The 26,888-nt window shown below is 64.4% G+C and carries 25 protein-coding genes; 11 read left to right on the forward strand and 14 right to left on the reverse strand.

Going from position 1 to position 26,888, the window contains the following annotated elements; all coding sequences use genetic code 11:
• A partial coding sequence (locus AC1DQK_RS14675; RefSeq protein ID WP_477871780.1) for an alcohol dehydrogenase catalytic domain-containing protein occupies window positions 1–318 on the reverse strand: 318 nt, incomplete at its 3' end.
• 139 nt (window positions 319–457) lie between these two features.
• Between AC1DQK_RS14675 and AC1DQK_RS14680 the strand changes: the two genes are divergently transcribed.
• A complete protein-coding gene (locus AC1DQK_RS14680) occupies window positions 458–1,399 on the forward strand; it encodes an alpha/beta hydrolase family protein (RefSeq protein WP_477871782.1) in 942 nt (313 codons plus the stop codon).
• A 13-nt stretch (window positions 1,400–1,412) separates the two neighbouring features.
• Here the strand turns inward: AC1DQK_RS14680 and AC1DQK_RS14685 are convergent, their stop codons facing one another.
• The 9 genes from AC1DQK_RS14685 to AC1DQK_RS14725 form a co-directional block, all read right to left on the reverse strand.
• A complete protein-coding gene (locus tag AC1DQK_RS14685; RefSeq protein WP_477871784.1) occupies window positions 1,413–4,955 on the reverse strand; it encodes an error-prone DNA polymerase in 3,543 nt (1,180 codons plus the stop codon).
• The gene (locus tag AC1DQK_RS14690; RefSeq protein ID WP_477871786.1) at window positions 4,952–6,484 is read right to left on the reverse strand and encodes a Y-family DNA polymerase; all 1,533 of its coding nucleotides are present in this window, start codon (window positions 6,482–6,484) and stop codon (window positions 4,952–4,954) included. The genes AC1DQK_RS14685 and AC1DQK_RS14690 overlap by 4 nt, the downstream gene beginning before the upstream one ends.
• Window positions 6,375–7,148 (reverse strand): ImuA family protein, encoded by a 774-nt coding sequence (locus AC1DQK_RS14695; protein ID WP_477871788.1) that lies wholly within the window; start codon window positions 7,146–7,148, stop codon window positions 6,375–6,377. The genes AC1DQK_RS14690 and AC1DQK_RS14695 overlap by 110 nt, the downstream gene beginning before the upstream one ends.
• A 326-nt stretch (window positions 7,149–7,474) precedes the next feature.
• Window positions 7,475–8,143 carry a hypothetical protein gene (locus AC1DQK_RS14700; RefSeq protein WP_477871790.1) on the reverse strand — a complete coding sequence of 223 codons (669 nt, stop codon included), beginning with the start codon at window positions 8,141–8,143 and terminating at the stop codon, window positions 7,475–7,477.
• Window positions 8,144–8,185: 42 nt separating this feature from the next.
• Window positions 8,186–8,956, reverse strand: a complete 771-nt coding sequence (locus tag AC1DQK_RS14705; protein ID WP_477871792.1) for a hypothetical protein — start codon at window positions 8,954–8,956, stop codon at window positions 8,186–8,188.
• Window positions 8,957–9,128: 172 nt separating this feature from the next.
• Complete coding sequence (locus tag AC1DQK_RS14710; RefSeq protein ID WP_477871794.1) at window positions 9,129–10,052, reverse strand: EamA family transporter; 924 nt, start codon at window positions 10,050–10,052, stop codon at window positions 9,129–9,131.
• An 85-nt stretch (window positions 10,053–10,137) separates the two neighbouring features.
• Window positions 10,138–11,184 (reverse strand): bifunctional DNA-binding transcriptional regulator/O6-methylguanine-DNA methyltransferase Ada, encoded by a 1,047-nt coding sequence (gene ada, locus AC1DQK_RS14715; RefSeq protein WP_477871796.1) that lies wholly within the window; start codon window positions 11,182–11,184, stop codon window positions 10,138–10,140.
• 105 nt (window positions 11,185–11,289) lie between these two features.
• Window positions 11,290–11,550, reverse strand: a complete 261-nt coding sequence (locus AC1DQK_RS14720; RefSeq protein ID WP_477871798.1) for a hypothetical protein — start codon at window positions 11,548–11,550, stop codon at window positions 11,290–11,292.
• A gap of 46 nt (window positions 11,551–11,596) precedes the next feature.
• Window positions 11,597–12,085 (reverse strand): hypothetical protein, encoded by a 489-nt coding sequence (locus tag AC1DQK_RS14725; RefSeq protein ID WP_477871800.1) that lies wholly within the window; start codon window positions 12,083–12,085, stop codon window positions 11,597–11,599.
• Window positions 12,086–12,251: 166 nt separating this feature from the next.
• On the opposite strand from AC1DQK_RS14725, the gene rpiB reads away from it, so the two are divergent.
• The 6 genes from rpiB to AC1DQK_RS14755 all read left to right on the forward strand — a co-directional run bounded on the left by rpiB (window position 12,252) and on the right by AC1DQK_RS14755 (window position 17,683).
• Complete coding sequence (gene rpiB / locus AC1DQK_RS14730) at window positions 12,252–12,710, forward strand: ribose 5-phosphate isomerase B (protein ID WP_477871802.1); 459 nt, start codon at window positions 12,252–12,254, stop codon at window positions 12,708–12,710.
• The gene (glyA, locus tag AC1DQK_RS14735; protein WP_477871804.1) at window positions 12,707–14,023 is read left to right on the forward strand and encodes a serine hydroxymethyltransferase; all 1,317 of its coding nucleotides are present in this window, start codon (window positions 12,707–12,709) and stop codon (window positions 14,021–14,023) included. Before rpiB ends, glyA begins: the two co-directional genes overlap by 4 nt.
• Before the next feature lie 60 nt (window positions 14,024–14,083).
• On the forward strand, window positions 14,084–14,545 hold the full coding sequence (gene nrdR / locus AC1DQK_RS14740) for a transcriptional regulator NrdR (RefSeq protein WP_477871806.1): 462 nt from the start codon (window positions 14,084–14,086) through the stop codon (window positions 14,543–14,545).
• A gap of 89 nt (window positions 14,546–14,634) precedes the next feature.
• Window positions 14,635–15,705, forward strand: a complete 1,071-nt coding sequence (locus AC1DQK_RS14745; RefSeq protein ID WP_477871808.1) for a TrmJ/YjtD family RNA methyltransferase — start codon at window positions 14,635–14,637, stop codon at window positions 15,703–15,705.
• A gap of 173 nt (window positions 15,706–15,878) precedes the next feature.
• Window positions 15,879–16,787, forward strand: a complete 909-nt coding sequence (locus AC1DQK_RS14750; RefSeq protein WP_477871810.1) for a PEPxxWA-CTERM sorting domain-containing protein — start codon at window positions 15,879–15,881, stop codon at window positions 16,785–16,787.
• Between the two features lie 89 nt (window positions 16,788–16,876).
• Entirely contained in the window at window positions 16,877–17,683 is an 807-nt protein-coding gene (locus AC1DQK_RS14755; protein ID WP_477871812.1) for a sterol desaturase family protein, read from the forward strand.
• A gap of 59 nt (window positions 17,684–17,742) precedes the next feature.
• Here the strand turns inward: AC1DQK_RS14755 and AC1DQK_RS14760 are convergent, their stop codons facing one another.
• Entirely contained in the window at window positions 17,743–18,057 is a 315-nt protein-coding gene (locus AC1DQK_RS14760) for a chorismate mutase (RefSeq protein ID WP_477871814.1), read from the reverse strand.
• A gap of 196 nt (window positions 18,058–18,253) precedes the next feature.
• On the opposite strand from AC1DQK_RS14760, the gene rpsD reads away from it, so the two are divergent.
• On the forward strand, window positions 18,254–18,868 hold the full coding sequence (gene rpsD / locus AC1DQK_RS14765; protein WP_477871816.1) for a 30S ribosomal protein S4: 615 nt from the start codon (window positions 18,254–18,256) through the stop codon (window positions 18,866–18,868).
• 54 nt (window positions 18,869–18,922) lie between these two features.
• Here rpsD and AC1DQK_RS14770 read toward each other — a convergent pair whose 3' ends face one another.
• Window positions 18,923–19,555: a TetR/AcrR family transcriptional regulator gene (locus AC1DQK_RS14770; protein ID WP_477872132.1), complete on the reverse strand. Its 633-nt coding sequence runs from the start codon at window positions 19,553–19,555 to the stop codon at window positions 18,923–18,925.
• Window positions 19,556–19,647: 92 nt separating this feature from the next.
• Between AC1DQK_RS14770 and AC1DQK_RS14775 the strand changes: the two genes are divergently transcribed.
• From AC1DQK_RS14775 to AC1DQK_RS14785, 3 genes are read left to right on the forward strand one after another with little or no spacing between them, the layout of a single operon-like run.
• Window positions 19,648–21,114: an efflux transporter outer membrane subunit gene (locus tag AC1DQK_RS14775; RefSeq protein ID WP_477871818.1), complete on the forward strand. Its 1,467-nt coding sequence runs from the start codon at window positions 19,648–19,650 to the stop codon at window positions 21,112–21,114.
• On the forward strand, window positions 21,107–22,273 hold the full coding sequence (locus AC1DQK_RS14780) for an EmrA/EmrK family multidrug efflux transporter periplasmic adaptor subunit (protein ID WP_477871820.1): 1,167 nt from the start codon (window positions 21,107–21,109) through the stop codon (window positions 22,271–22,273). Before AC1DQK_RS14775 ends, AC1DQK_RS14780 begins: the two co-directional genes overlap by 8 nt.
• Before the next feature lie 6 nt (window positions 22,274–22,279).
• The gene (locus tag AC1DQK_RS14785) at window positions 22,280–23,809 is read left to right on the forward strand and encodes a DHA2 family efflux MFS transporter permease subunit (RefSeq protein ID WP_477871822.1); all 1,530 of its coding nucleotides are present in this window, start codon (window positions 22,280–22,282) and stop codon (window positions 23,807–23,809) included.
• A gap of 35 nt (window positions 23,810–23,844) precedes the next feature.
• Here AC1DQK_RS14785 and lon read toward each other — a convergent pair whose 3' ends face one another.
• On the reverse strand, window positions 23,845–26,229 hold the full coding sequence (gene lon / locus AC1DQK_RS14790) for an endopeptidase La (RefSeq protein WP_477871824.1): 2,385 nt from the start codon (window positions 26,227–26,229) through the stop codon (window positions 23,845–23,847).
• A complete protein-coding gene (locus tag AC1DQK_RS14795) occupies window positions 26,226–26,645 on the reverse strand; it encodes an Hsp20/alpha crystallin family protein (protein ID WP_477871826.1) in 420 nt (139 codons plus the stop codon). The genes lon and AC1DQK_RS14795 overlap by 4 nt, the downstream gene beginning before the upstream one ends.
• Between the last annotated feature and the right edge of the window lie 243 nt (window positions 26,646–26,888).

A 26,888-nucleotide genomic window follows, 5' to 3' on the forward strand; every position in this document is an offset into this window, starting at 1 on the left:
GCACAGGTTGGTCTTGCCCGAAAGGCACGACTTACACTGGCGGCATTCGGGGGTGTAGAGCGGGATGACATGATCGCCCGGCTTCACCGAGGTGACGCCGGCGCCGACCTCGCGCACGATGCCGGCGCCTTCATGGCCGAGGATCGAGGGGAAGATGCCCTCGCTGTCGAAGCCGTCAAGCGTATAGGCGTCGGTGTGGCAGATGCCCGTCGCCATGATCTCGACCAGAACCTCCCCAGCCTTCGGCCCCTCAAGGTCCACTTCGACGATTTCCAGGGGTTTCTTCGCTTCAAAGGCGACAGCGGCACGGGTCTTCATTTTGATCCTCCGGAGTTTCACGGAAGCGTTAGCCGGTCAGAGCATCATCGGGAAGCCTGTCCCGTGCAATCGGAAGGGACCTCTTATTTTCATTTGCGTTATGGTCTCACCCGATGGAATCGGCCACATAGCCGCCGATATGCGGCTAATAGGCTTTACCATTGCCCTGCTCGCTTCGTTGCTCGGGCCGGGCGTTGGACACGCTGCGTTACCGATCACCTTGTGCGAAGGCGTCTGGCTCGATGCGGTGCGGAGCCGTCCGGTGCCGGTGCGGATCCGCATGCCCGGGGGTGGAGGCAAGGTCGGAGTGATCCTGTTCAGCCATGGTCTCGGCGGATCGCTCGATGCGGGAGCGATCTGGGCGCATGGCTGGGCCGAAGCGGGCTTTGCGGTGATCAACATCCAGCATCGCGGCACCGACAGCGCAATCTTCGGCAAGCCGGGCTTCCGGTCGGCGCTGAACGGCGAGCAGCTGATTTCACGAGTGCGCGACATCCAGTTCGTGATCAGCGAGCTCGGCCGGCGCAAGGCGCAGGACCGATGCGACCTCGACCGGATCGATCTCAGCCGAATCGGCGTGGCGGGCCACAGCTTCGGCGCGCAGACGGTGCAGGCGATCGCCGGGCAGCGCTTTTCCGCCGCCATCGAGCCCCCTCTCGGCGATCCGAGAGTCCGCGCCGCCGTGGCGCTGAGCCCTTCGCCGCCGCTCAGCGGATCTCCCGAAGTGGCTTTTTCGACGGTTCACATCCCCTTTCTGTCGATAACAGGCACAGAGGATGCGATTCCCTTCGTCACGCCGATCACCGCGCGACAGCGCCAGGAACCGTTTCGGTTCATGCCGGCCGGCGAAAAATATCTGCTGGTCTTGCAGGGCGCCACCCATGAGATGTTCGCGGGCCAGATCATCCACACGATGCTCAATGGCGAACCTACACCCTACATCCGGGAGACCGTGATCGCCGCGACGGTGGCGTTCTGGAGGGCGACGCTCGACGCGGACCGGGGGTCGCTGCGCTGGCTGCAAAGCCCGGAGGGTCTGCGCGCCGAACTGCGGCCAAGGGACCTGTTCGAGAGCAAGTAGACCCGCCGGTCGTTCAATGGAAATCGCGCGACCGGGGCAGGATGCGCACATCGCGCGGGTGGCTGCCGCGTTCGACATGGTTGCGCGGCGCCTGAGGGTGCTCGAACTCATCGGCGCGTGCCAGCGTGATGGTGGGGCTATGATCCTCGGACAGCCGACTGAGCTCGGCGGTGCGATCATGGACGCGCGACGCCATCAGGTGGACGACGCCCTCGGGGCTGCGCTGGATCTCGCCCTCGACCACCATCAGCCGCGACGCCATCACCGCATGCCGCTGCATCTCGAACAGCCGCGCCCACATCAGGACATTGGTGATCCCGGTCTCATCCTCCAGCGTGATGAAGATCGCCTTGCCCTCCCCCGGCCGCTGGCGGACCAGGACGACACCGGCGACGCGCGCCTTCACCCCGTTGCGCGCCGCGCTTGCCTCGCGGCAGCTCAGCACGCCCTCGCGCCGGAAACCCTCGCGCAGGAACTCCATCGGATGGCCTTTGAGCGACAGCCGGGTCAGCTGGTAATCGGCGGCGACATGCTCGGACATCGGCATGACCGGCAGCATCGCATCGGGCTCCTCGCCAAGCTCGCGCGCCTTGACGGCAGCGAACAGCGGCAGTTCGCCATCAGGGGTGCGCCGCACCTCCCACAGCGCAGTGCGGCGGTCGAACCCGATCGAACGAAACGCATCGGCATCGGCCAGCAGGTGTAGCGCCCGGCGCGGCAGCGATGCGCGCCGGGCAAGCTGCTCGATAGTATCGAAGCGCCCACCGGCGCGGGCTTTGCCGATCGCCTCGGCCCAAGCCTGGCGGAAGCCATCGATTTGGCGCAGGCCGATCCTGAGCGCGAGGGCTCCATCGCGCGCCAGCTCGAGGCTGTTGTCCCAGTCGCTCGCATTGATGTCGATCGCGCGCACCTCGACGCCATGTTCGCGGGCATCGCGGACGATCTGCGCGGGAGCGTAGAAGCCCATCGGCTGCGAGTTGAGCAAAGCGCAGGCGAACACTGCCGGATAGCGGCATTTTATATAGGATGAGGCATAGACCAGCAGCGCGAAGGACTGGGCATGGCTTTCGGGGAAGCCATAGCTGCCGAAGCCCTCGATCTGCGTGAAGCAGCGCTCGGCGAAGTCGCGCGGATAGCCTCGGCCGACCATGCCCTCGACCATCTTGGTCTTGAACTTCGGCATGCCACCGGCGTTGCGGAACGTGGCCATGGCGCGGCGCAACTGGTTGGCCTCGGCGTCGCTGAATTTCGCCGCGACGATCGCCAGCTTCATCGCCTGTTCCTGGAACAGCGGCACGCCCAGCGTCTTGCCGAGCACATCCTCCAGTTCGTCAGCATTGCCATGATCCAAGTGAGGCCTGGGATAATCGATGTTCAGCCGGCCTTCGCGCTGCTCCTTGCGGCGCTTGAGATAGGGATGGACCATGCCGCCCTGGATCGGCCCCGGCCGCACGATCGCCACCTGTACCGCCAGGTCATAGAGCGTGCGGGGCCGTAGCCGCGGCAGCATGTTGATCTGGGCACGGCTCTCGACCTGGAAGACGCCGATGCTGTCGCCGGTACACAGCATGTCATAAACATCGGCCTGGTCCTCGGGGATCCTGTGCAGCGCATAGCGCTTGCCGAGATGCGTATCGATCAGGTCGAACGCCTTGCGGATGCAGGTCAGCATGCCCAGCGCCAGCACGTCGACCTTCATCAGCTGCAGGGCGTCGATATCGTCCTTGTCCCATTCGATGAAGGTGCGCTCGTCCATTGCACCATTGTGGATCGGCACGGTCTCATCGAGCCGGTCCTCGGTCAGCACGAAGCCGCCGACATGCTGCGACAGATGGCGGGGAAAGGTCAGCAGTTGCTCGACCAGCATGTTGAGCCGCGCGATCTCGACATTGCCGATATCGAAGCCGGTCTCGTGGAAACGCTTCTCCTCCATCTTCGAGGAGAAGCTGCCCCAAATCGTCGAGGTCAGCTTCGTGGTGACATCCTCGCTCAGCCCCAGCACCTTGCCGATCTCGCGCACCGCGCTGCGCGGCCGATAGTGGATCACGGTCGAGGCTATGCCGGCGCGATGGCGGCCGTAGCGCGCATAGATATGCTGCATCACTTCTTCGCGCCGCTCATGCTCGAAATCGACGTCGATATCCGGCGGCTCGTTGCGATCCTCGGAAATGAAGCGCGAGAAGAGCAGCTTGTGCTTGACCGGATCGACCGAGGTGATGCCGAGCACATAGCAGATCACCGAATTGGCGGCCGATCCCCGCCCCTGGCAGAGGATGCCCTTGCTCCGCGCGAACTTCACGACATCGTGGACCGTCAGGAAATAATAGGCATATTTGGCCTGGCGGACGAGCTTGAGTTCGGTTTCCACCAGCTCGGCGACCTCGGGCGCCGGATCCTCGCCATAGCGTTCGCGCACCCCTTCGGCGACGAGATGCTCGAGCCAGGCCTGGGGCGTCCAACCGGACGGAACCGGCTCATGCGGATATTCATAGCGGAGCTGGCCGAGGTCGAACTGGACTCGTTCGAGCAGTCGCAGGCTTTCGGCAAGCGCCTCCGGATAATGTCTGAACAGCCGCGCCATCTCGGCCATGGGCTTGATGTGGCGCTCGCCATTGGCGGCGAGGCGGGTTCCCGCCTCGTCGAGCCTGAGGCCAAGACGGATGCAGGTGACGACATCGTGGAGCGGGCGCTGCTCGGCGGTGGCGTAAAGGACATCGTTGGTGGCGATCAGCGGGATGCCGATATCGCGCGCCAGCTTGGCGTGCCTGGCGATGCGGCGGCGGTCGGGACCGGAATAGGATGTGGCGAGGCCCAGCCAGACGCGTCCGGGCGCGGCATGGTTGAGGATCGATAATACTCTCCCCAGACCGTCACCCCAGCCCTTCGACTGCCTGCAAGGCAGGCGCTCAGGATAAACTTCAGCCAGAGGCTGAAGGCTGGGGTCCATGTCTGTCTTCACTAGGGATAGTCTGGGAGGTGAGCTCTCAACCTTCCCTCCTGCCGCAAGAGACATGGATCCCAGCCTTCGCTGGGATGACGAAAATGGGAGAAGAAACGACGCAGGAGCCAGCGGCCCCTGCCATTTCGGATGCAGCCTTGCGCCGACATCCCCGAGCTTCAGCCCCTGCCCCGCCGGCATCACGATCAGCAGCAGATCATCGAGATGATCGAGCAGGTCGCCCAGATAGAGGACGCAATCGCCCTTGATCGCGCGGCGATTACCGGTGGTGAGGAGCAGGGTCAGCCGCCCCCACCCGCGCCGGGTCGCGGGATAGGCAACGATGTCCGGCGTCCCGTCGGCAAAGACCAGCCGCGCGCCGGCCACCAGCCTGAAGTCGATATCGGCCCCGCCCTCCGCCGCCAGATTGGCGCGCGCCGTGCGCAGCGCCTTCCAGGCGCGCACCACGCCGGCCACCGTGTTGCGGTCGGCGATGCCGATGCCGGCATGGCCCGCCGCGATCGAAGCGGAGACCATGTCCTCGGCCGCCGAAGCGCCGCGCAGGAAGGAGAAGTTGGTCGCCGCGACCAGTTCGGCGAAGGTGGCGGCCTCGGTCATGCGAACAGGCCGTGGATATACCAGGTCGGGATCTTCGCCTCGCGGCCGTAGAGGCCGTGGCGGAACAGCCAGAAGCGGCGGCCCTGCCTGTCCTCGACCCGGTAATAGTCGCGCGCCATCCCAGCATTGTCGGCCCGGCGCCACCACAGCGCCCCAATTCGCTCCGGCCCTTCGGCCAGGACGATGTCGTGCAGCCGCTGCCGCCAGCGGAACTGGCGCGGCGGGCCGTCCGGCACAGAGGCGAGGACCTCGATCGGCTGGGGTGGATCGAACAAATGGGTGGGCCGCAGCGGCGGCTCGCCGGGCTCGGGCGACGGCCAGCCGCCGGGCGGCGCTTCCCCGATCGCGGGAAAGGCCAGCACCGCCTGCTCGGGAATATGGCTGTCGCGCGGCGCAAACCGCCGCACGCGGTTGCGTCCGAGCCGGGTCGACAGCCGATCGAGCAGCTGGGCCAGCTCCCCCTCGGCGATCGCCCCGCCTTCGAGCGGCAGCTGGAGCGGTGCCAACGGTTCGAACAGCGGCACCGACAGCCGCACCAGATCGAAGCCGAAACCGGGATCGACCGGATCGGACAGCGTCTCCAGCCGCTCGTTGAACAACCGCATCAGCAGCGGGACATCGCGTACCGGCAGTCCGGTCTCGATCCGCAGGCTGCGCACCAGCCCGTCGGTGCGGAACAGCTGCGCCTCGAAGCGCCGCCCGCCGCGATGCCCCTCCTCCATTCGCCGCGCCGCCTGCTGGGCCAGCGCCTCGATCGCGGCCAGTGCGGGATCGACATGACCGATCGGCTCGGCGAAACGCCGTTCGAGCACGAGCGCCGCTTGCGGACGCCGCGCGGTAATGCGGATGTCGCGCCCGCCCGAGATCCTGTCGAGCCGGTCGGCAGCGTCTTCCCCAAAGCGCGCCGACAGCAGCTGCGACGGCCGAGCGCTGAGATCGGCGAGGCGCTTGAGCCCGGCGCGGCGCAGTGCCATCGCCTCCCCGGCCTCGAGGCCCAGGGCTTCGACGGGCAGCATGGCCGTCGCCTCGGCGGGATAATGCGCCAGCGCATGCGCCGCATCGGGGGTGTCGGCGAGCGCGCTGCGGACATGCATGCCGAGCCGCTGCAGCCGCGCCACCAGGTCCTCGCGCAATCCCGCCTCGCCGCCGAACAGATGCGCGCAGCCGCTGATATCAAGGATCAGCCCGTCGGGCGGATCGAGTGCCACCATCGGCGTGTAGCGATCGCAGCCGTCGGCGATCCGCTCGATCCATTCGCCATCGGCGCGCATATCGATATCGACGACGCCGAGATCGGGCATCCGCGCCCGCGCGTCGGCCAGGCTGAGGCCGGGCGCCAGCCCGAGCGCCAGTGCAGCCCGGCTGACGGCGGCCAGCCGCATCGCACCCTTCTGCTTCTCCACCAAAGCGAACGGGGCATCAGGCGGAAAGCCGGGCTGGACCGCTCCCGTCCGGATTGCCCGCGCCAGCCGATCGGCCGGCAGGAAGGGGAAGCACAGCGCCAGATAGCGTCGCTTCCCGGAAGACATGCTCGTCACGATTCCACTCCAGACAGGCGCGTACCCCAGCCAGTCCCCCGCGATGCCGCAACAACTCGATCTCGATCGCCGGATGGCCAGGCGCACCGGCCTCGAGCGCCGCCGACGCCAACGATCGCACCCGCCAACGGCTATAGGCGGCGCTCGGGACCGGCTCGGCCTCGGCGCGCAGCAGCAGCACGGTCACCCCTGATTTCTCGGCCGCGACCGCGAGCCGCCGGCTCACCGTCAGATCGAAGCCGCGTGCCGCCTTCCAGGGCTCGATCAGCACCGCCGAGACATCGGCACAGCGCACCGCATCGCCCGCGGCGCGCAGCAGCGCCGCCTCGTCCGGCGCGACGATCTCGATCAGCCGAGACGGATCCAGGCCGAGATCGGCGAGCCCCGGCCCGTAAAGTGCCCCACCGGCACGCACCGCTCCATCCTGCCGCAGCCAGAGCAACGGCCCTTCCCCCCGTCGTATCGCCAGCATCAGCGCGGTCCCGGCCAGAGCCGCGCGATCGTCCGGCTCGGCAGCGAACAGCTCGTGCAGCTTGCCGCACGGCAAACCACCCCCCAATTGCGCGTCGAGCGGCTCGGCGCCCAACGCAAACAGCGTGGCTTCCGGGGGCTTCGGCCCCTCGATCGCACAGATGCGCGATCTCAGGGCGGCCAATAAGATCCGCGACTCATCCATGGTTCTTGTTTTGTTCTTATACTCCCTTCAACAAGGGAGGAGTCAAGGATGCACTAAAGCTGGTAGTGAGGTAGTTTCAAATTGGGGTTATGGAAACTCATCCTCGGGTCAGTCTCGCTAACCCCGCTCGACGTTATCGGTCGTGTGTTGTGGGAGTGCCCACGCAGATTGAAGCCTGCTTGTCCCATGCGCCGCCTCGATCCAAACACGCATCGACATCGAGGAAATTCTTGAGGGAGCGAACGGCAAAAATGGCTGACAGCGTTGCCACTATTATCACAAGGACAGCCACCCTTCGTCTCATCTCAGTATCTCTTGTTCAGACCGTTGGGCCTAAAATGATCACATGCCGCAGTACATTGATGCGCTCCCGAACCCCCTTCGCGAATGCGCCGTCCCGCACTCCGGCCTGCCACGTTCGCCCGTTGATCCGCGAGAGAGGCGGACCTAGGGTCACCTTTGATACGCTGGTCCACGATTTCTCGCCCATTGCTTATCGTTCGCGCGACAGCCTCTCCTGTTTCACCTAGCGACGATGCTTCGCAGTTGGCTTTGCAATGAAAGTATTTGTCCGCGCCGATCGTGTTAGCATCCCTCATATCTCCGTAATTACGAAAGAAATTGCCACCTGCCTTGGCTGCCTCTTTCAAAACTCGCCCATCTCGCTCGCCTTGCGCGCGCATCGCCTCATACTCATTCCAATTCGAATTGCCGAGTTCGGCAAGTTGAATGGGCTTTTCCTCTCCAAGACGCCTGATGGACTCAAGCTCCTCATCGCGCTTGCGATCCAATTCGTCCCAACTCGCGATTCCCGCGCGATTCTGCTTGCCGGAATTCCGACCTGTGAGCTTTGCCTCATCTCGCTCCTCGTCGAGATAGATGACGTTCCAATTCTCATCGACGCGAAACGGCCTAGGCATCTTGCCGTCAGCCCCAGGCAGCGATTTGATTCCGGCATATCGATAGTAAACCATGCGAGTCTCCGCGCTCGAGAATAGAACATAGAGTGAACAAAATCAAATCCTACATTGCAAGTAGAATCTGCCCCCCCGCCCTTTCGATCTTGATCCGGAGTAATAGACCAGTGCTCGGCTTATCTGCGGCGGCCATACCCACCTAATGAGCAGGTCGTTGTCTTCCATTACAAGATCGAAGCGTTGAATAGATGGATCTGCCGCGTTGATGAAGTTCATTTCAGATGGTGATGATGGGATACGGTCGTACCTCACCTCTTTCTTACCTGCGAAATATGCATGGAACGTGGCATTTTTCGTTCCGTCACTGGTGACTCGCCAACTATTTAGGCCGCCAGCCCATTTATCAAAATCCGACTTCAAAATGCCGAACAGTGACCCATCTTCTCTGAAACTGACTCTCATATCGATAGCGAGCGGCCCGCTTCCCAATCGCCAATCTCCTGTGAGCCGTTCAACCGGCAATTGCGCGAGCACGGTTGGGGCTGGAGGGCCTATGAGCGCCCGCGCATCCATCGCATCCAGAAGAGAGCGAGCTTTGACAGCCGCCGAAGCTGCGTCTGATGAGCTCTCAGAGTCCTTGACGACACTCTCGACGAAGCTGTCATACTCCTTTCCGCACACAGCTTGTGCGGCTTTCATATGAGCTTCCGGCGAACCGGCGTCTTGACGACGATCATAAGCTCCTCGGGCGAAGCACATCACATAGGCTTCATACCGATTCTTCGACTCCGCCGAGTAGCGTTCTTCGAATATGTTCAAAGGCTGAGACTGCGAGACAATTTCTGCCAAAAGAAGTGTGGCTAGGATCATCGAGCGTCATCCCCGTCGGCGAGGCGTTCGGTCTAGTATGCCTGATACGGGGATGCAAAACGTCGCTGAAAACCGGAGCAGCGCTCGTATTTGGTTAGCCAAACTGACGCCAGAAGAGGCGAGAGTCGATTTTCAATAACCGGGTTGGGCAAACTACCTCACCACCCTAAAGCTAGCTCGCCGCGCCGCGCCGCCATGGATATCCGGGGAGCTGCCCTGCGAGCGGCCAGAGGACGTTGATGGCCAATCCGCCGATCACCAGCGCCGCAGCCACCAGCTTCCACGCAGGCAGCGACTCTCCCAGCAGCAGCGCCGAGGCGCCCATGCCGAATACCGGCACCAGCATCGCCGTCGGCGTGATCGTCGCGGCCGGATGGCGCGACAGCAGCCAGCCCCAGGCTGCATAACCAAACAGAGTGTTGCCGATCGACTGCCACAGCACTGCCGCCCAGGCTTCCGGCCCCGCATGGTTGACCGCAGCGCTGATCGCTGGCCATCCCTCCATCAGCAGCGAGCCCATAAACAGCGGCGGGATCGAGAACAGGCTCGCCCAGACCACGAAGGAAAGCATGTTGGTGGCGCCGCTCGCCTTGGCGACATGATTGCCGCCGGCCCAGCCCATCGCGGCGAGCAGCACCAGCCCGAGGCCCAGCGGGGTAGCGCTGCTGTCCCCATGCAGGATGATGATCGCGATGCCGATCGTCGCCATCACCAGCGCCACGAGCTGGAACGGCCGGACCTTTTCGCCGGTGAAGGCCATCGCCAGGCCGATGGTGAAGAACACCTGGCTCTGCACCACCAGCGAGGCGAGGCCCGGCGAGATATGGCCGTTCATCGCGATATAGATCATGCCGAACTGGCCGAAGCCGATCAGCACTCCATAGGCGGCCAGCGCCTTCCACGAAACCGCCGGCTTGCGGATGAACAGGGCCGGTAGCAGCGCGAAGCAGAAACGCAGCGTCGCGAACAGCAAGGGCGGCAGCTCGTCGAGCCCGATCCGGATCACCACGAAATTGGTGCCCCACACGACAACGACCGCGAGCGCCAGCAGCAGATGGCGCAGCGGCAGGCCCGGCGATGGAGCAGTGGCGTTCATGCGGCGGCCATATCGGGCAACCGACCGGAACGCCATCCGGACAATCGCGCTTCATTGTCTTGCCTTCCCTGGCGCGAAGTGGGCCTTACCCCCGCGCCTCGCGCGCCAACAGCGCCCGCTTGCGCTCGACGCCCCAGCGATAGCCTGAAATCGAACCATCGCCACGCACCACCCGGTGACACGGCACCGCCACCGCGAGATGGTTGGCGGCGCAGGCGCCGGCGACGGCGCGGACCGCAGCGGGATCGCCGACAGCTTTGGCAAGCTCGGCATAGCTGCGGGTCTCGCCGGCCGGAATCGCCTGGAGCGCCTGCCACACGCGGCGCTGGAAAGCGGTCCCGCGAATGTCGAGCGGCAGCGCCAGCCCTTGTGCCGGTTCCTCGATCATCGCCACCACATGCGCGACCTTCTCCTGGAAGGCGATATCGGCGGCGATCATCCGGGCATTGGCGAAGCGCCGTCCGAGATCCCCAACCAGCGCGTCGTCATCGTCACCGATCAGGATGGCGCAAATCCCTCGCTCGCTTTCCGCCGCAAGCACCCGGCCGAGCGAAGATGCGCCGATTCCATAACGGATCTCGGTGGCGGCGCCGCCCTTGCGATAGGCCGCGGGAAGCATGCCCAGGGCAGCATCGGCAGCAGCGTAGAAGCGCCCGCTCGATCCGAAACCCGCCTCGTAGAGCGCCTCGGTCACCTGCGTGCCGTTCCCCAGCGCCGCGCGGACTTTCCGCGCCCGTTCGGCATCGGCATAGCCTTTCGGCGTCAGGCCGGTGACGCTGCGGAACAGGCGGTGGAAATGGTGCGGGCTGAGCCCTGCCCCGGCGGCGAGTTCGTCGAGCGACAACGCCTCCTCGGCCTGCTCGATATGGCGGCATGCCGTCGCGACCAAGGCGGCCTGGCGCTCGGCAAGCGGCGCCTCGTTGGGCCGGCAGCGCTTGCAGGGCCTGAACCCGGCAGCCTCGGCCGCAGCCGCATCGGCATGAAAGGCGACATTGCGCCGATTGGGCGTCCGTGCGCCACAGGCCGGGCGACAATAGACGCCCGTCGTCGCCACCGAATATACGAAGCCATCTGCCCGCGCGTCCCGCGCCAGCACCGCTTCCCACCGCGGATCATCGATCGTCAACGTCATCGCCGATACCTTTCGCACATATTGCCTGTGCGATCATCTGGCACCTATGACGCCGGGACGCCTCCCGGCGCTTGCTTTCGAATCGAGAAGACCCGCCGGCAGCTCTCAGGCGGCTGCGCGGGCCTCGGCTTCGCCTTCGCAATCGGGGCAACGGCCGCCGTGAGGATAGGCGGCATCGGCATTGTGCCAATGCCCCACCATCGCCTCGAAAATCTCTATTCCCTCGCCATAGCCGAGGCCGCGCAGCACATCGTTCGTCAGCAAATCGATCGCGCGGTGCGCCGCATGGCCGTGCATCGTCTCCACGATCAGACGCGCGCGATCGGCAAACTCCTTGGCGGTCATCAGGGGAGCGGGCTTGGTCATCGCCGCGCCCTAACGCCCAAAACCGGCCATTTCAAGGCTGAGCTGTTCAGGGCCGAGTGGACGGCGGCGTTACGGCCTCGTCGCGGCAGAAGCCCTCGCCCTGCTGGATCATCAGGCAGTTCTGCTTGCCCGCCAACCATTTCAGCCTGGTCTCGTCGCCGGTCGCCGCGCGGATGCTCTCGGGCCGGCCATTGCGGGTGAAGCGGATCATGTCGCCATCCGCGGTGCCGTCATAGCTGTTGGTGCCGTCGAGCAGCGTCACGCTCAAGATGTAATGGCCGTGCTCTCCGGCCGGCTGGATATCGAGCATCAGCCCCTCGACCCCGATCCACTTGCCGACCCAGGCATCGGTGGGCAGCGCCGTGGCGGCGCTGTTGACCGTCGGATCGACGTCGTCGATCATCTCGTCGGCGGCGACGTTGCCGGTCTCGGCGACATTGTCGATCGGATGGGCATCCTCGCCCTTGGCGCACGCAGCCAGCAGGAGGACCGCGGCGAGGCTTGCGCCAAGACAGGCAGATGTGCGGATATTCATCGGGTCAACTCCCTGCGCGCGACTGCCACCGCTTCAAGAGGTCATCGCGGGCGAGGTCAACAGCAAAGATGGCGGCGCCCATTATGATGGAGCTCGGCATTGCGATAACCGGCTATCATCCCTAGAGACCGGCCAGCACCCGACTCGTCAGCACTGGACAGGATATATGGCCGAAATCGTTGCCATCGCATCCGATCATGCCGCGTTCGACTTGAAGGCCGCGCTCGTCCTGTGGCTTCGCGAAGAAGGCCATGAGGTTCGCGATCTCGGCCCCGACAGCACGGCATCGGTCGACTATCCCGATTATGGCTATCGGCTCGCCGAGGCGATCGCCGCGGGCGAAGCGACCAAGGGCATCGCCCTATGCGGTTCCGGCATAGGCATATCGATCGCGGTGAACCGCCATCCGGCGGCGCGCTGCGCGCTGGTGTCCGAAGTGCTGTCGGCCAGGCTCGCACGCGAGCATAACGATGCCAATGTCATCGCGCTCGGCGCGCGGCTGATCGGCATCGAGCAGGCCAAGGCCTGTGCCTCCGCCTTCCTGTCGACACCGTTCGGGGGCGATCGCCACGCCCGCCGCGTCGACAAACTCACCCACCCCCGTTTCCATAAGGAACCCGCATGAGCAGCAAGCCCGCCGCCACCCTTTCGGACGTCCAGCCCGACGGCTTCTTCACGCGCGGTCTCGCCCAAGCGGATCCGGCGGTGTTTGGCGGCCTCCAGCAGGAAATCACGCGCGAGAAGAAGCAGATCGAGCTGATCGCATCGGAGAACATCGTCTCCAAGGCGGTGCTCGAGGCGCAGGGCTCGGTATTCACCAACAAATATGCCGAGGGCTATCCGGGCAAGCGCTATTACCAAGGCTGCCACCCCTCGGACGTGGTCGAGCAGCTGGCGATAGACCGCGCCAAGCAGCTGTTCGACTGCGGCTTCGTCAACGTCCAGCCGCATTCGGGCGCGCAAGCCAATGGCGCGGTGATGCTGGCGCTGACCAAGCCTGGCGACACCATCATGGGGCTCAGCCTCGATGCCGGCGGCCACCTCACCCACGGTGCCAAGGCCGCGATGTCGGGCAAATGGTATAACGCGGTGCAATATGGCGTGCGCCCCGACGATCACCGTATCGACTTCGACCAGGTCGAGGCGCTGGCCCGCGAGCACAAGCCGACGCTGATCATCACCGGCGGTTCGGCCTATCCGCGCCACATCGACTTCGCCCGCTTCCGCGCCATCGCCGACGAGGTCGGGGCGCTGTTCATGGTCGACATGGCGCATTTCGCGGGCCTGGTGGCGGGTGGAGTCCACCCCACCCCGTTCGGCCATGCCCATGTCGTCACCACCACGACTCACAAGACGCTCCGCGGCCCGCGCGGCGGCATGATCCTGACCAATGACGAGGCGATCGCGAAGAAAATCAACTCGGCGGTGTTCCCCGGTCTTCAAGGCGGCCCGCTGATGCACGTCATCGCCGCCAAGGCGGTCGCGTTCGGCGAGGCGTTGCAGCCCGACTTCAAGGCTTACGCGGCGGCAGTGGTCGAGAACGCCAAGGTGCTCGCCGCGCGCCTCAAGGAACGCGGCGCCGATCTCGTGTCGGGCGGCACCGACACCCATCTCGCGCTGGTCGACCTGCGCCCGATCGGCGTCACCGGCCGCGATGCCGACGAAGCGCTCGAACGCGCGAGCATCACCTGCAACAAGAACGGCGTTCCCAACGATCCGCTGCCGCCGGTCAAGACGAGCGGCATCCGGGTCGGCTCGCCGGCCGGTACGACACGCGGCTTCGGCCCGGCCGAATTCCGCGACATCGCCGACATGATCGCCGATGTGCTCGACGGCCTCGCCAAGAACGGCCCCGAGGGCAACGGCAAGATCGAAGCCGACGTCAAGGCGCGGGTCGAGGCGTTGTGCGATCGTTTCCCGATCTATCCGGAGCTTTGATTTGATCCGCTCACGCGGATGCGGGAGCAGGCCGGTGCCGTGCGCCCGTAGGGCACAATAATGCGCTGCCCCTTCTGCGCCCATGACGACAGCCAGGTGAAGGACAGCCGCCCCACCGACGACGGGGCGGCGATCCGGCGGCGGCGGCAGTGCGAGGGATGCGGTGCGCGCTTCACCACTTTCGAGCGGATCCAGCTGCGCGAGATGACGGTGGTGAAAAGCGAGAACCGGCGCGAGCCGTTCGACCGCTCGAAACTCGAACGCTCGATCCAGATCGCCTGCCGCAAGCGTCCGGTCGACCCTGTCCGGATCGAGCGGCTGGCCACGGCGATCCAGCGCCAGATCGAAACCCTGGGCGACAACGAGATTCCCGCCAGTGCGGTCGGCGAGATGGTGATGGACGGCCTCAAGGCGCTCGACAGCGTCGCCTATATCCGTTTCGCCAGCGTGTATAAGGACTTCCGCGAAGCCAAGGATTTCGAGGATTTCGCCGGTGCGGTAAGCGAGGCGGGGCGGGAGTGAACATTCCAGCTTCCGTCCCATCTTCATCGGCCCGCTCATCCTGAGTAGGGGCTGAGCTTGGCGAAGCCCCGTATCGAAGGACCCTTAAAGTGAGTTTCTGGGCCTATATGCTGCGCTGCGCCGACGGCAGCTTCTATGTGGGTCATTCCGATGATCTGACGAGCCGGATCGCTCAGCATCAATCCGGCGCCATTACTGGTTATACGCAAAACCGCCGCCCCGTCAGTCTGGTGTGGTCCGAGGAGTTTCCGGAGCGCGATCAGGCTTTCGCGGCGGAAAGGCGGATCAAGGGCTGGTCGCGCCTCAAGAAGCAGGCTCTGATCGATGGCAACTGGTCCGCCCTCACGCGGCTCGCCAAGAAGTCGAGCATCCTTCGAGACGAGGCTTCGGCAAGCTCAGCCTCTCCTCAGGATGAGCGGCAAGAAATGCGGAAGCCGCAAACAGCAGCCAGCCCCCCCGTCATCGTCCTCGTCCGCCCCCAGTTGGGCGAGAATATCGGCAAGGCCGCGCGCGCGATGCTCAACTTCGGGCTAATCGAGCTGCGATTGGTCAGCCCCCGCGACGGCTGGCCCAATCCCGATGCAGGTCCAGCGGCCTCGGGTGCCGATATCGTTCTCGAGCGCGCCCAGGTTTACGACAGCGTGGCGGAGGCGACCGCCGATTGCGCGCATGTCTATGCGACGACGGTGCGCAAGCGCGGTGTGACCAAGCCGGTGGTGACGCCCGAGGCGGCCGCCGCTGATATTCATACGGAGAGCGGCCGTAGCGCGATCCTGTTCGGGCCCGAGCGATCGGGTCTTGAAACCGACGATGTCGCCTTGGCCAGGACGATCATCACCGTCCCGATCAATCCCGAGTTCGGCAGCCTGAACCTCGCGCAGGCGGTAATCCTGATCGCCTATGAGTGGTCCAAGGGCGTCGAACTCTCTTCGCCGCCAGCGGTAGATCTCGATCCCCCCGCACCGCAGGAAGATCTTGACGGCCTGATCGACCATCTCGATCGGATGCTTACCGACACCGGTTATTTCTTCCCACCGGACCGCGCACCGGTCACCAGGCGGACGCTGCGCAGCCTGCTGACGAAGCCAGCGTGGAACGCTCAGGAAATACGGACGCTGCGCGGAGTTCTCAGTACTATCGACAAGCCGCGCCGGCGCTGAAATGCTGCGGCGCCGCGAATATATCCCCTAAATCATCGGACTTACATGGTTGATGGGCGGTCACCCTGATTGTAAACTAGATGTAAATCCCAGTTTTCCGCGGAATCTTGCATCGATCTTCGAAATGTCGTAAGTATCTTGGATTGCGTTCTGTGATCGGGGGATCTGTGGTCATGCGTATCAAGCTGTTCGCCCTCGCGGCGGCTGCCATTGCCTGTGCGGCGGGAGGGCCGGCTCAGGCTGCGAACCTGCTCGTCAACGGCGATTTCGACCTGGTCACCATGACCAATGGCAATGCCCAGCATTCGACGATCTTCGGTGATGGCACCGATGGCCTCCCCACCCTGACGGGCTGGACAACCACTGGCGGCTACAACTTCGTCATGATGGACAATCCCAGCTATTTCGGGGGCGGCTCGCTGACCGGCGCCGATGATCTGTTCGACGGGGCCTATACCACCGCCAATCCCGGCGATTCCCGCTTTTCGCTGTGGGGTCCCGATACATTCGGCAGCCCGGAGATGAACGGCCTGACGAACAGCCCGATCACCTCGACCGGTGGCGGCGGCAATTTCATCGCTGCGGACGGCGCCTATCTCAACCGTCCGATCGAGCAGGTCGTGACGGGCCTCCAGATCGGCCGGCAATATCACCTGACCTTCGCTTGGGCCGCAGCCCAGCAGCAGGGCTTCTCGGGCGACACCACCGAAGGTTGGACCGTCTGCTTCGGCATCTGCTCTTACACCATACCAAGCGGCGAGGAGGGCAGCACCGTCTTCGATCCGGGTTCCGAATTCTACACGACCCACATCGAAGCCAATGCCAGCCATGGCTTCGTTCCGTGGCAATATGAGAACATGACCTTCACCGCGACCGCGACCACGCAGACACTGTCGCTGCTCGCTTATGGTACGCCGATCGGCCAGCCGCCCTTCGCGCTGATCGACAACGTCAATCTCTCGGTGCCCGAGCCGTCGACCTGGGCGATGATGCTGATCGGCTTCGGGCTTGTCGGCGGGGTGATGCGGACGCGCCGCCAGCCATTGACGGGCCGGCGCGCGCTCAACGCGCAGATCATCTGAAAATCGATCCCCGCCGGCCGACGGCTGACAGGACAGCCGCCACGCCCTAGGATCGGCGGCCGGCCGTTTTGGAACCAGGGCGGAACAACATGTCCCCCGAGCTGATGCACCTGCTGCTGATCCTGAGGAGCCAGATCATCTGGCTGTTCCTCCTGATCGCGCTGTTCGTGCCGCTCGAGCGCCTGTTCGCCGTGAACCGACAGCCGACTCTTCGTCCGCAGATGCTGGTCGACCTCGGCTATTATTTCCTGACCGGCCTGATTCCAACGCTGATACTCGCCTTCCCGTTGGGGGCCATCGCCGCGCTCTCACGACAGCTTGTTCCGGATAGCTATTTTCTCTGGGTCGCGATGCTGCCGATCTGGATCCAGATTGCCGCCGCCTTCGTGATCGGCGAACTGGGCTTCTACTGGGGCCACCGGGCGATGCACCAGGTGCCGTGGCTATGGCGCTATCATGCGACCCACCACGAGCCGGAGCGGATGGACTGGCTCATCAACAGCCGTGCCCATCCGATCGACATCATCTTCACGCGGATGTGCGGACTGTCGCTGGTTTCGATCGCGGGCTTCGGAGCGCCGGGATCGGGATCGGGCAGCAGCATACCGGTGCTCGTGCTGATCGCCGGCACGGTGTGGAGCTTCTTCATCCACTCCAATATCGGCTGGCGGCTCGGCTGGCTCGAACATGTCCTGTCATCGCCACGCTTCCACCATTGGCATCATTCGCGGATCGATCACGTCAACCGCAACTATGCGTCGATCCTGCCCTTGTACGACCGGATATTCGGTACGCATCACCTGCCGCCAACGGCGTGGCCCCCCAGCTATGGCATTGCCCCGGAGAACCGGCCTGACATGACGATCGCCGAACCCGAAGCGGGGGACCCACCCTAAAGCAATGATCGTCTGAGGTGGAAGCGCGTGGCGCTTCCGCCGAAAGCGTGAATCAAGGTCTAGGATTGCCGCCTGTCGAACGTCTCGAACTCATAAGCGATCGATCCCTCCACCAGCATGTCGTACAGCTGGTAGGCAAGCTTCGGCGGAAAGCCCCGGTCGTTGGCGACCTTGACCGCATGCGCCACCACCGCCGCCTTGCGGACTTCGTCGCGCACGGCGTCGCGGCTCGGCTTGATCCGCGCGGCCGCCTCGATATAGCGCATTCGTTCGGCCAGCAGCGTCACAACCAGCGTATCCAGCGCATCGATCGCGGCGCGGACCTGGCTCATATCGGTGCAATCGGCGGCGGGTACGGTTTTTTGGTCGGTCATGCGCGGCCCTTAGCGCGGTCCGGCAGGCTTGACTATCCGCCCTTTCGCCGCCATAGGCCCGCCTTCGCAATAGGCCCCACACCCCGGTGAAGTGGTGGCCCTGCCGTTCGCAAGGACCAAGCAGAGCGAAATACCGGGAAAGAACCGTCCCTGCCGAAGCTGGGACGAAAACGTTGTAGCGATTGAAGGAAATATCATGACGAAGCGCACCAGCGCCAAGTACAAGCTCGACCGTCGCATGGGCGAGAATATCTGGGGTCGTCCGAAGAGCCCGGTCAACAAGCGCGAATATGGTCCGGGCCAGCACGGTCAGCGCCGCAAGGGCAAGATGTCGGATTACGGCATCCAGCTGAAGGCCAAGCAGAAGCTCAAGGGCTATTACGGCGACGTCACCGAGAAGCAGTTCAAGAAGAACTACACCGAGGCTTCGCGCATGAAGGGCGACACCTCGCAGAACCTGATCGGCCTGCTCGAGCGCCGCCTCGACGCCGTCGTCTATCGCGCCAAGTTCGCGCCGACGATCTTCGCCGCGCGCCAGCTGGTCAGCCACGGCCACATCCGCGTCAACGGCGTGAAGTGCAACATCGCGTCGCGTTTGGTGAAGCCGGGCGACGAGATCTCGCTGGGTTCGAAGGCGCAGGAAATGGCGCTGGTGCTCGAAGCACAGGGCCTGTCCGAGCGTGACATTCCCGAATATATCGCCGCCGACGGCGGCTCGAAGGTCACCTACGTCCGCGTGCCGACGCTGGACGAAGTGCCTTATGCCGTGAAGATGGAACCGAACCTGGTCGTCGAATTCTATTCGCGCTGATCGGTCCCGAATCGGGGAATTACAGAGGGCGGCCTTCGGGTCGCCCTTTTTCGTTCAGGGGGCGTAGGCGCGCAGGAAGATGTCCATCGCCGCATCGGCATCGGCGGCGATAAGCTCGGGCGTCGGCGCCTCCAGCTGGCCGAGCAGCAACTGCTGGTAACATCCCGAGACGCACAGGCTCGTCAGGACCTTCGCGGCCCGCATCGGATCGTCGCAGCGGAGCAGGCCACGCTCCATCGCCGACTCGACAAAACCCTCGAGGAGGGCGTGAATTGTGGACGGCGCACGCTCGTAGAAAATAGCTCCCATCTCCGGGAAGCGGCCGGCTTCGGCATGCACCAGCCTGTGCAGCGCGATCGCTTCGGGACTTGTGACCTTGTGCAGGTAGCTTCTGCAAAAGGCTCGGAGTGTCCGCTCAGGATCCCCGCATGGATGGAGCAACGTCGAAACCTCGAGGCGATACGCCGATGTGGCGCTGTCGAGCACCGCCTCGAACAGAGCCTCCTTCGACGGGAAATAGCTCCATAGCGTAGCCTTCGACCCGCCGAGGGCCGCTGCGATGCCGGACATCGTCGTCGCGGCATATCCTTGCTCAAGGAACGATCTGCGGGCAACCGCCAGAATGGTCTCCCGGCGATCGAGCCGCCTGGCCTCCCTCCGCCCCAATATCGGCTTTTCATGTACCATGATCATTACCGTACTATATGGTACAGATCAGCATTGACAAGTGGCCAACTTGGGATCACATGCCGAAATAATACCAGGCAGTACGGTTTCATATGCATTCGAATCGGTTCTCGATGTCCCGCCTGACCTTAGCCGCCGCGATGGCGGCTTCGCTAACGGCGTGCGCGGCCGTGCCAAATCTCGGAGCCAGACCCCAGATCCGCTCGGCAGCGACGATGGCGGCCGAGCGAAGCCTGGCGACTCCCACGTCCGCTGATTGGCCGGATGGCGACTGGTGGGAAAGCTATGGCGACGTCCAGCTTGCGCAGCTTATCGACGAGGGCCTCAAAGGATCCCCTGATGCCGTCGCAGCGGCAGCGCGCTTCCGTCGCGCGCAGGGACTGGCGCAGGCGGCCGGCGGCTCCCTGCTTCCGTCGCTCGACGCACAGGGCAAGGGCGGCGTGGAAAAACAGAGCTATTATCTCGGGATTCCACCGGCTTTCGTGCCGCACGGCTGGAAGGACACCGGACAGGCGGCACTGAACTTTTCATTCGACCTGGACGTCTGGGGCCGCAACCGCGCTGCTCTCGCCGCAGCAACCTCCGAAGCGGAGGCGGCCCGGATCGAGCAGGACCAGGCCCGGCTGATGCTCACCACGAGCATTGCAGCAGCCTATGCAGACCTCGCGCGGCTCTACGCCGAACGCGATGTGCAGGCAGCGGCCATTGAGCTGCGGCTCGCGACCCAGAAGCTGGTCTCGGATCGGGTCAGGACCGGGCTCGACACCAGGGCTGAGCTCAAGCAGGCGGACGCTGGCGTTCCGCAGGCGCGAGCCGAACTGGCCGAGATCGACGAGATGATCGCGCTGGGCCGCAACCAGCTCGCCGCCCTCGTCGGTGCCGGCCCGGACCGCGGATTGACCATAGCCCGCCCCTTGCTGACAAGCCTCCATCGACCTGGCTTGCCCGCACAGGTGACGACCGATCTCATCGGCCGGCGACCGGATATCGTGGCGGCGCGGGCGCGAACCGAAGCTGCCGCAAGCCGGATCAAGGTCGCACGCGCCGATTTCTATCCTTCGATCAGCCTCGGCGCACTTGTCGGGGTACAATCGATTGGGCTGGAGAATCTCACCAAGGGCGGATCGCTCTTCGGCAATGCAGGACCTGCCGTGAGCCTTCCGATCTTTCATGGCGGCGCCTTGAGCGGCCGCTATCGCGAAGCGCGCGCACGCTATGACGAAGCGGTAGCGGATTATGACAAGACCGTCATAGGCGCCTATCGCGAGGTTGCCGACGCCGTGACCAGCCAGCGAGCGCTGGCCGATCGCCTCGACCAGTCTCGCCAGGCGCTCGCCGACTCCGAGGAGGCCTATTCGATCGCCCGCAAGCGCTACCAGGGTGGATTGTCGACCTATCTCGACGTGCTGACCGCCGAAGAGCGGGTATTGCAGGCGCGCCGCTTCGTCGCCAATTTGGGCGCCCGCGCGTTTGCACTCGACGTCATGTTGGTCCGAGCGCTTGGCGGAGGCTTCACGACCACTACCGCACATCTTGCCAAGGACAGGCCCAATGGCTGATGCCGATCCAGTGACCAAGCCTTCGGATGCCTCGATGCACGAGCTTGAAGACGCCGCCAAGGCTGTTCGGCTGCAGGCGCGCAAGACCTGGTTGACGCGACTCGCGCTTGCCGTGGCGGCGGCCGCCTTGCTCTATACGCTCTGGTACCTGCTGATCGGCCGCAACCATGTCAGCACCGACAACGCCTATGTGAATGCCGAGGTGGCCCAGGTGACACCACTGCTCTCGGCGCAGGTCCTCTCGGTCACCGTCAGCGACACCCAGCCGGTGCGGCGCGGCGACATATTGGTGCGCCTGGACGACAGCAACAGCCGGATTGCCTATGCGCAGGCGGAGGCGGAACTGGCGCGCGCCAGGCGCATGTTCCGTCAGGCGTCGGCCACCAGCACCTCCCTGTTGGCACAGGTCGAAGCACGCCGCGCCGACATCGCGCGCGCCGAGGCCCAGCTCGCCAACGCCCGCGCGGATTACGACAAGGCCCGCATCGATCTCGATCGGCGCCTCGAACTTCAGCCCTCGGGTGCGGTGTCGGGCGAAGAGCTGACCAGTGCGCGCAAGGCGTTCGCGGCCGCTCGCGCCAATCTCGACGTCGCCCGGGCGGGCATCGCCCAGGCGCAATCGAGCCGCGGTGCCGCATCAGGCGAACTCGCGGCCAACCAGGCGCTTGTGTCCGGCTCGACGATCGAAACCGATCCGATGGTGCTGGCCGCGAAAGCGAAGCTCGAGGCTGCAAGGCTGGATCTCGATCGCGCCGTCATCCGCGCGCCCATCGACGGGATCGTCGCACGCCGGCAGGTTCAGGTCGGGCAGCGCGTTGCGCAGGGCACCTCGATCATGACCATCGTGCCGCTGTCGAAGGTCTATGTCGAAGCGAACTTCAAGGAACGGCAGCTCCGCCGCGTGAAGCCTGGCCAGCCGGCAACCCTGACGGCCGACATCTATGGTGGCGATGTCGAATTTCATGGCCGGGTCGTCGGCTTTTCGGGGGGCACCGGCTCCGCCTTCGCCCTGATCCCGGCGCAGAATGCGACCGGCAACTGGATCAAGGTCGTCCAGCGCGTGCCGGTGCGGATCGAACTCGATCCCAGGGAGCTCGCCGCGCACCCATTGCGGGTCGGGCTGTCCATGGAAGCCGAAGTCGACGTCTCCGGCGACTGAGCTTCCATGGACCACAGGGAAACATATGACCTGGTCACCGGACGGCGCAGGTTCCTCGCCACCATCGCCTTGGCGTCCGCCAACCTGATGGTCATCCTGGACCTGACAATCGCGAACGTGTCGGTGCCGCATATTGCCGGCAACCTCGGCATATCACCCAGCCAGGGGACGTGGGTGATCACCTCCTATGCGGTCGCCGAAGCCATCTGCGTACCGTTGACCGGCTGGCTCGCCGAACGCTTTGGTGCGGTGAGGACATTCGTGCTGGGCGTGCTCGGTTTCGGCATCTTCTCGGTGCTGTGCGGCATGTCCGTCAGTCTGGGGATGCTCATCGTCTGCCGGATCGGGCAGGGAATATGCGGCGGTCCGCTAATGCCGCTCACCCAGACGCTGTTGCTTCGGCTGTATCCGCCGGAAAAACGCGCCCAGGCAACGACCCTTTGGGCGATGACATCCTTCGTGGGACCGGCGCTGGGCCCAATTCTGGGCGGCACGATCAGCGACAATATAAGCTGGCACTGGATCTTCTTCATCAACGTGCCAATCGTCGCCTTCTGCGCCATCACCGCCTACAGGCTCGTGCGGCCGATCGAAACGCTGACCGTCAAACGGCCGATTGACATAATCGGACTGGCCCTGCTCATCACCTGGATCGGTGCGTTTCAGATCATGCTCGACATAGGTCGCGAGCATGACTGGTTTGCCGATCCGACCGTCTTGGTCTTGGGGATCGTCGCCGGGATCGGATTCCTCGTTTTCGTAATCTGGGAATTGACGGAAGATCATCCGATCGTCGACATCAGGATGTTCCGTTACCGCGGATTTTCGATCGGTGCGGTGTCGCTCGCGATGGGCTTCGGAGCCTATTTCGCGGGGATCGTGGTCATACCCCAATGGATGCAGCTGTCGCTCGGCTATACCGCCACCCAGGCGGGCTTCGCCACCGCATTCACAGCTATGTCGGGGATAGTCGTAGGACGCTTCGCTCCGCTCCTGGCAACGAAGATGGATCCGCGGATCATCCTGTCAGCCGCCCTGGTCTGGATCGGCATCGCGACGCTGCTCCGTACCAATTGGACCAGCGGAGCGGATTTCTGGACGTTGGCGCTGCCCCAGATGTTGATGGGCTTGGGCATGCCCTTTTTCTTCGTGACGGTCACGACGATGACGCTGGGATCCGTCGCGCCGGAAGAGGTCGCATCGGCTGCCGGTCTTCAGAACTTCGTGCGCACGATAGCCTTGGCGGTCGCGACGTCGTTGACGATGACCTACTGGGATGACCAGGCACGGAGCTTCGGCAGCGATCTGGCCGGAAAAATCCACGCCGACGTGACCAGCGCCGCGCTGACGGCCAGAGGTTTCTCGACCGAACAGACCCGCACGATCATCGCGCAACTTGTCGACAAGGAGGCGCTGACCCTTGCCACCGACAAGGTATTCCTGATCGTCGCGCTAACGATGTGGCTGATCGCAGCCTGGGTGTGGCTGTCCCCCCGCCCGAAGGGCAATGTGCCAGCCGAGGCCGCCTTGCACTGATCGAGCACAGGCGATCCCGTGCGTAAGAAGATCGGTCAGGGGTCCAATCCCTGCTCCAGCGCGTCCTCGACCTTCTCGAGCCATATGAACTCGAGCTTCTCGCGGGCATTTTGCGGGATGTCGTCATAGTCCCGGCGGTTGCGGGCCGGCAGCATGACACGGGTTATGCCAGCGCCTGCCGCAGCAACGACCTTCTCCTTTATGCCGCCGACCGGCAGCACCAGTCCCCGGAGCGATATCTCGCCGGTCATCGCGGTATCGCTGCGCACGGTCTTGCCCGTCAGCAGCGAGGTCAGCGCCATGAACATCGCCACCCCGGCGCTCGGACCATCCTTTGGCGTGGCGCCGGCGGGGACGTGGACATGAACGTCGCTCTTCTCGAACGATGTGGCATCGATTCCCAGTGCGTCGGCCCGGCTCTTGACGAGGCTGAGCGCTGCCTGCGCGCTCTCCTTCATCACGTCGCCGAGTTGCCCCGTCAGGATCAGCCGCCCGGAGCCGGACATGCGGCTCGCCTCGATGAACAGGATGTCGCCGCCCACCGGCGTCCATGCCAGCCCGGTGGACACACCCGGCACACTGGTCCGCTGTGCCACCTCATTCTCGAATATATGGCCGCCGAGTATCTCGGTCACATCCGCCTCACCCAACGCGACATGGGTCGCGCTGCCCTCGGCGATCTGGACTGCCGCATGGCGGATCACCTTGCCGATCTCGCGCTCCAGATTCCGCACCCCCGCCTCGCGGGTATAGTGGCGGATGATGGCGCTCAGCGCGGCGCCGTCGATCTCGACCTGCCCGTCCGCCACACCGTTCGCTTCGAGCTGGCGCCGCACGAGATAACGTTCGGCGATGCGGAGCTTCTCCTCCTCGGTGTAGCCGGCGAGCGAGATGATCTCCATGCGGTCTCGCAACGGCCCGGGGATGGTATCGAGCATGTTCGCCGTGGCGATGAAGACAACTCGGCTGAGATCGAATGGAACGCCGAGATAATTGTCCCGGAAGCTGTTGTTCTGTTCGGGATCGAGCACTTCGAGCATCGCCGAGGATGGATCCCCCTGGATGCCGCGGCCGAGCTTGTCTATTTCGTCGAGCATCATCACGCAGTCGCGCGTGCCCGCCTTGCGGATCGCCTGGATGATGTTGCCGGGCAACGCGCCGATGTAGGTGCGGCGGTGGCCGCGAATCTCCGCCTCGTCATGTACGCCTCCGAGGCTCACGCGCACGAACTCGCGCGCCATCGCCTTCGCGATCGACTGGCCGAGCGAGGTCTTGCCCACGCCGGGAGGGCCGGCGAAGCAAAGGATCGGCGCCTTCCCCTCCGGCGCGAGCTTGCGCACCGCCAGATATTCAACGATCCGGCGCTTGATCTTGTCGAGCCCATAATGATCCGCGTCGAGCTGCTCTCGGGCCTGGGCGATGTCGATCGGCTTGGGATCGGGCGTCGCCCAGGGCAATTCGGTCAACCAGTCGAGATAAGTGCGGATGATGCCATGTTCGGCGGCGCCGTCGGGCATCCGCTCGAGCCGGCGCAGCTCCTTCGTCGCCTGCTTCTCGATATCCTCGGGCATGCCGGCCTTGGCGATGGCATCGCGGAGTTCGGCGATCTCGGCGGAATTGCCTTCGTCCTCGCCGAGCTGACGCTGGATCTCCGCCATCTGCTCGCGCAGCAGATGCTCGCGCTGGCGATTGCCGAGTTTCTCCTGCACGCCGCGGCCGATCTCCGCGGACAGACGGAGCACTTCAAGACGTTGCGCGAGCAGCGCCAATACGCGGTCGAGCCGCCTGTCGAGGGCGACAGTCTCCAGTATCTCCTGCTTCTCCTCAGTCGTTATGTCGAGATAGGCTGCCGTCATGTCGGCAAGCGACGCCGCGGATGCGATGTTCTGGATGGCGTCGCTCAGCCCTTGCGGCGCCTGCGGCAGAAGCTGCACGGTTTCCAGTGCCTGTTTGCGCAGGTTGATGAACCGCGCCTCTATCTCAGCGCCTTTGGTCGATGGCTCCTCGATCCGCTCGATCCTTGCGACGAGGAACGGCCAGCCATGCAGGAACTCGAGGACGCGAAAGCGCGACTCACCCTGCACGATGAGGTGATTGGATTCATCGGGGCCGGTGATGTAGCGCAGCACGTTGGCGACCGTACCCATGCGGTGCATGTCGAGCGCCGTCGGGTCCTGCAGTTCCGCGTCTCTCTGGGTGAGAATGCCGACCGGCCGGCTCTCACGCACCGCCGCCTGGGCACCGTTGACCGAAGCGGGACGCCCGATCGTCAGCGGCATCACCACATCGGGAAACATCACGAAGTTGCGCACCGGCAAGATGATCATGGCGTCGGCCGGCAATTCCGGCATCGTTGTGCGGATCTCGACAGCCTCCGTCCCCGCCTCCGCGCGGTCCGTTCCAGTCAGGGCATCGGTCATCTGCGTGCTCCCCCGTTTGCCTTGTGCAACGTCACCAGCAGGCAGCCATTGAGGCTGGACCGGCGCACCGCCTCATAGCGGCCGGCAGGCAGCGGGAGCCGGCGTTCGAAGCACCCCTGCGGAAGTTCCAGGCGATGGATCTTCGCGGTGCGGAGTTCGGAGGGAAGGATCCGCGAGCCGCGCACGATCAAGATGCCGTCTTCGATCACCGCCTCGGTCTGCTCGACATCGACGCCCGGCAAAGCCACCAGCACCAGCACCTGGGCGTCGGTCTCGAGCATGTCGGCGGGCGGCTCCCAGCCGGGCGCACCACCCGCCGATCGCACCGGTGCGAAAGATTGCCGGTTGAGGCGCTGGACGCGATCGATCAGATCGACGGCGTCTGCCCACATCCAGTTGCGTGTACGACCGGTCATTGGCGAGTCCTCTCTCGTGGCACGGAAGCGGATCGCGCGGACGACCCGGCCACTCTCTTCCTAATAAGGAAACGGCCAGCGCTGATTTCAAGCAGCTGTGGCGAGTGATACGCTTGGCGATCGTGACGGTTCCGGCAGGCACGCGGCCTGAATGGCGGTGCGCGGAAAAACGCATGGTATACAACCACATGTCTTGTGCTTATGGTAAAGTTGAGCGCCCGGGTTGGGGGACCCATCAATGGA

Source organism: Rhizorhabdus sp. P4_G5, from assembly GCF_056401065.1.

What these genes read in the sequence shown, in the direction of transcription:
- AC1DQK_RS14680 (WP_477871782.1), top strand. Translation starts at nt 458, where the DNA reads ATGCGGCTAATAGGCTTTACCATTGCCCTGCTCGCTTCGTTGCTCGGG.
- AC1DQK_RS14685 (WP_477871784.1), bottom strand. Translation starts at nt 4,955, where the DNA reads ATGACCGAGGCCGCCACCTTCGCCGAACTGGTCGCGGCGACCAACTTC.
- AC1DQK_RS14690 (WP_477871786.1), bottom strand. Translation starts at nt 6,484, where the DNA reads ATGTCTTCCGGGAAGCGACGCTATCTGGCGCTGTGCTTCCCCTTCCTG.
- AC1DQK_RS14700 (WP_477871790.1), bottom strand. Translation starts at nt 8,143, where the DNA reads ATGGTTTACTATCGATATGCCGGAATCAAATCGCTGCCTGGGGCTGAC.
- AC1DQK_RS14705 (WP_477871792.1), bottom strand. Translation starts at nt 8,956, where the DNA reads ATGATCCTAGCCACACTTCTTTTGGCAGAAATTGTCTCGCAGTCTCAG.
- AC1DQK_RS14710 (WP_477871794.1), bottom strand. Translation starts at nt 10,052, where the DNA reads ATGAACGCCACTGCTCCATCGCCGGGCCTGCCGCTGCGCCATCTGCTG.
- ada (WP_477871796.1), bottom strand. Translation starts at nt 11,184, where the DNA reads ATGACGTTGACGATCGATGATCCGCGGTGGGAAGCGGTGCTGGCGCGG.
- AC1DQK_RS14720 (WP_477871798.1), bottom strand. Translation starts at nt 11,550, where the DNA reads ATGACCAAGCCCGCTCCCCTGATGACCGCCAAGGAGTTTGCCGATCGC.
- AC1DQK_RS14725 (WP_477871800.1), bottom strand. Translation starts at nt 12,085, where the DNA reads ATGAATATCCGCACATCTGCCTGTCTTGGCGCAAGCCTCGCCGCGGTC.
- rpiB (WP_477871802.1), top strand. Translation starts at nt 12,252, where the DNA reads ATGGCCGAAATCGTTGCCATCGCATCCGATCATGCCGCGTTCGACTTG.
- glyA (WP_477871804.1), top strand. Translation starts at nt 12,707, where the DNA reads ATGAGCAGCAAGCCCGCCGCCACCCTTTCGGACGTCCAGCCCGACGGC.
- nrdR (WP_477871806.1), top strand. Translation starts at nt 14,084, where the DNA reads ATGCGCTGCCCCTTCTGCGCCCATGACGACAGCCAGGTGAAGGACAGC.
- AC1DQK_RS14750 (WP_477871810.1), top strand. Translation starts at nt 15,879, where the DNA reads ATGCGTATCAAGCTGTTCGCCCTCGCGGCGGCTGCCATTGCCTGTGCG.
- AC1DQK_RS14755 (WP_477871812.1), top strand. Translation starts at nt 16,877, where the DNA reads ATGTCCCCCGAGCTGATGCACCTGCTGCTGATCCTGAGGAGCCAGATC.
- AC1DQK_RS14760 (WP_477871814.1), bottom strand. Translation starts at nt 18,057, where the DNA reads ATGACCGACCAAAAAACCGTACCCGCCGCCGATTGCACCGATATGAGC.
- rpsD (WP_477871816.1), top strand. Translation starts at nt 18,254, where the DNA reads ATGACGAAGCGCACCAGCGCCAAGTACAAGCTCGACCGTCGCATGGGC.
- AC1DQK_RS14770 (WP_477872132.1), bottom strand. Translation starts at nt 19,555, where the DNA reads ATGGTACATGAAAAGCCGATATTGGGGCGGAGGGAGGCCAGGCGGCTC.
- AC1DQK_RS14775 (WP_477871818.1), top strand. Translation starts at nt 19,648, where the DNA reads ATGCATTCGAATCGGTTCTCGATGTCCCGCCTGACCTTAGCCGCCGCG.
- AC1DQK_RS14780 (WP_477871820.1), top strand. Translation starts at nt 21,107, where the DNA reads ATGGCTGATGCCGATCCAGTGACCAAGCCTTCGGATGCCTCGATGCAC.
- AC1DQK_RS14785 (WP_477871822.1), top strand. Translation starts at nt 22,280, where the DNA reads ATGGACCACAGGGAAACATATGACCTGGTCACCGGACGGCGCAGGTTC.
- lon (WP_477871824.1), bottom strand. Translation starts at nt 26,229, where the DNA reads ATGACCGATGCCCTGACTGGAACGGACCGCGCGGAGGCGGGGACGGAG.
- AC1DQK_RS14795 (WP_477871826.1), bottom strand. Translation starts at nt 26,645, where the DNA reads ATGACCGGTCGTACACGCAACTGGATGTGGGCAGACGCCGTCGATCTG.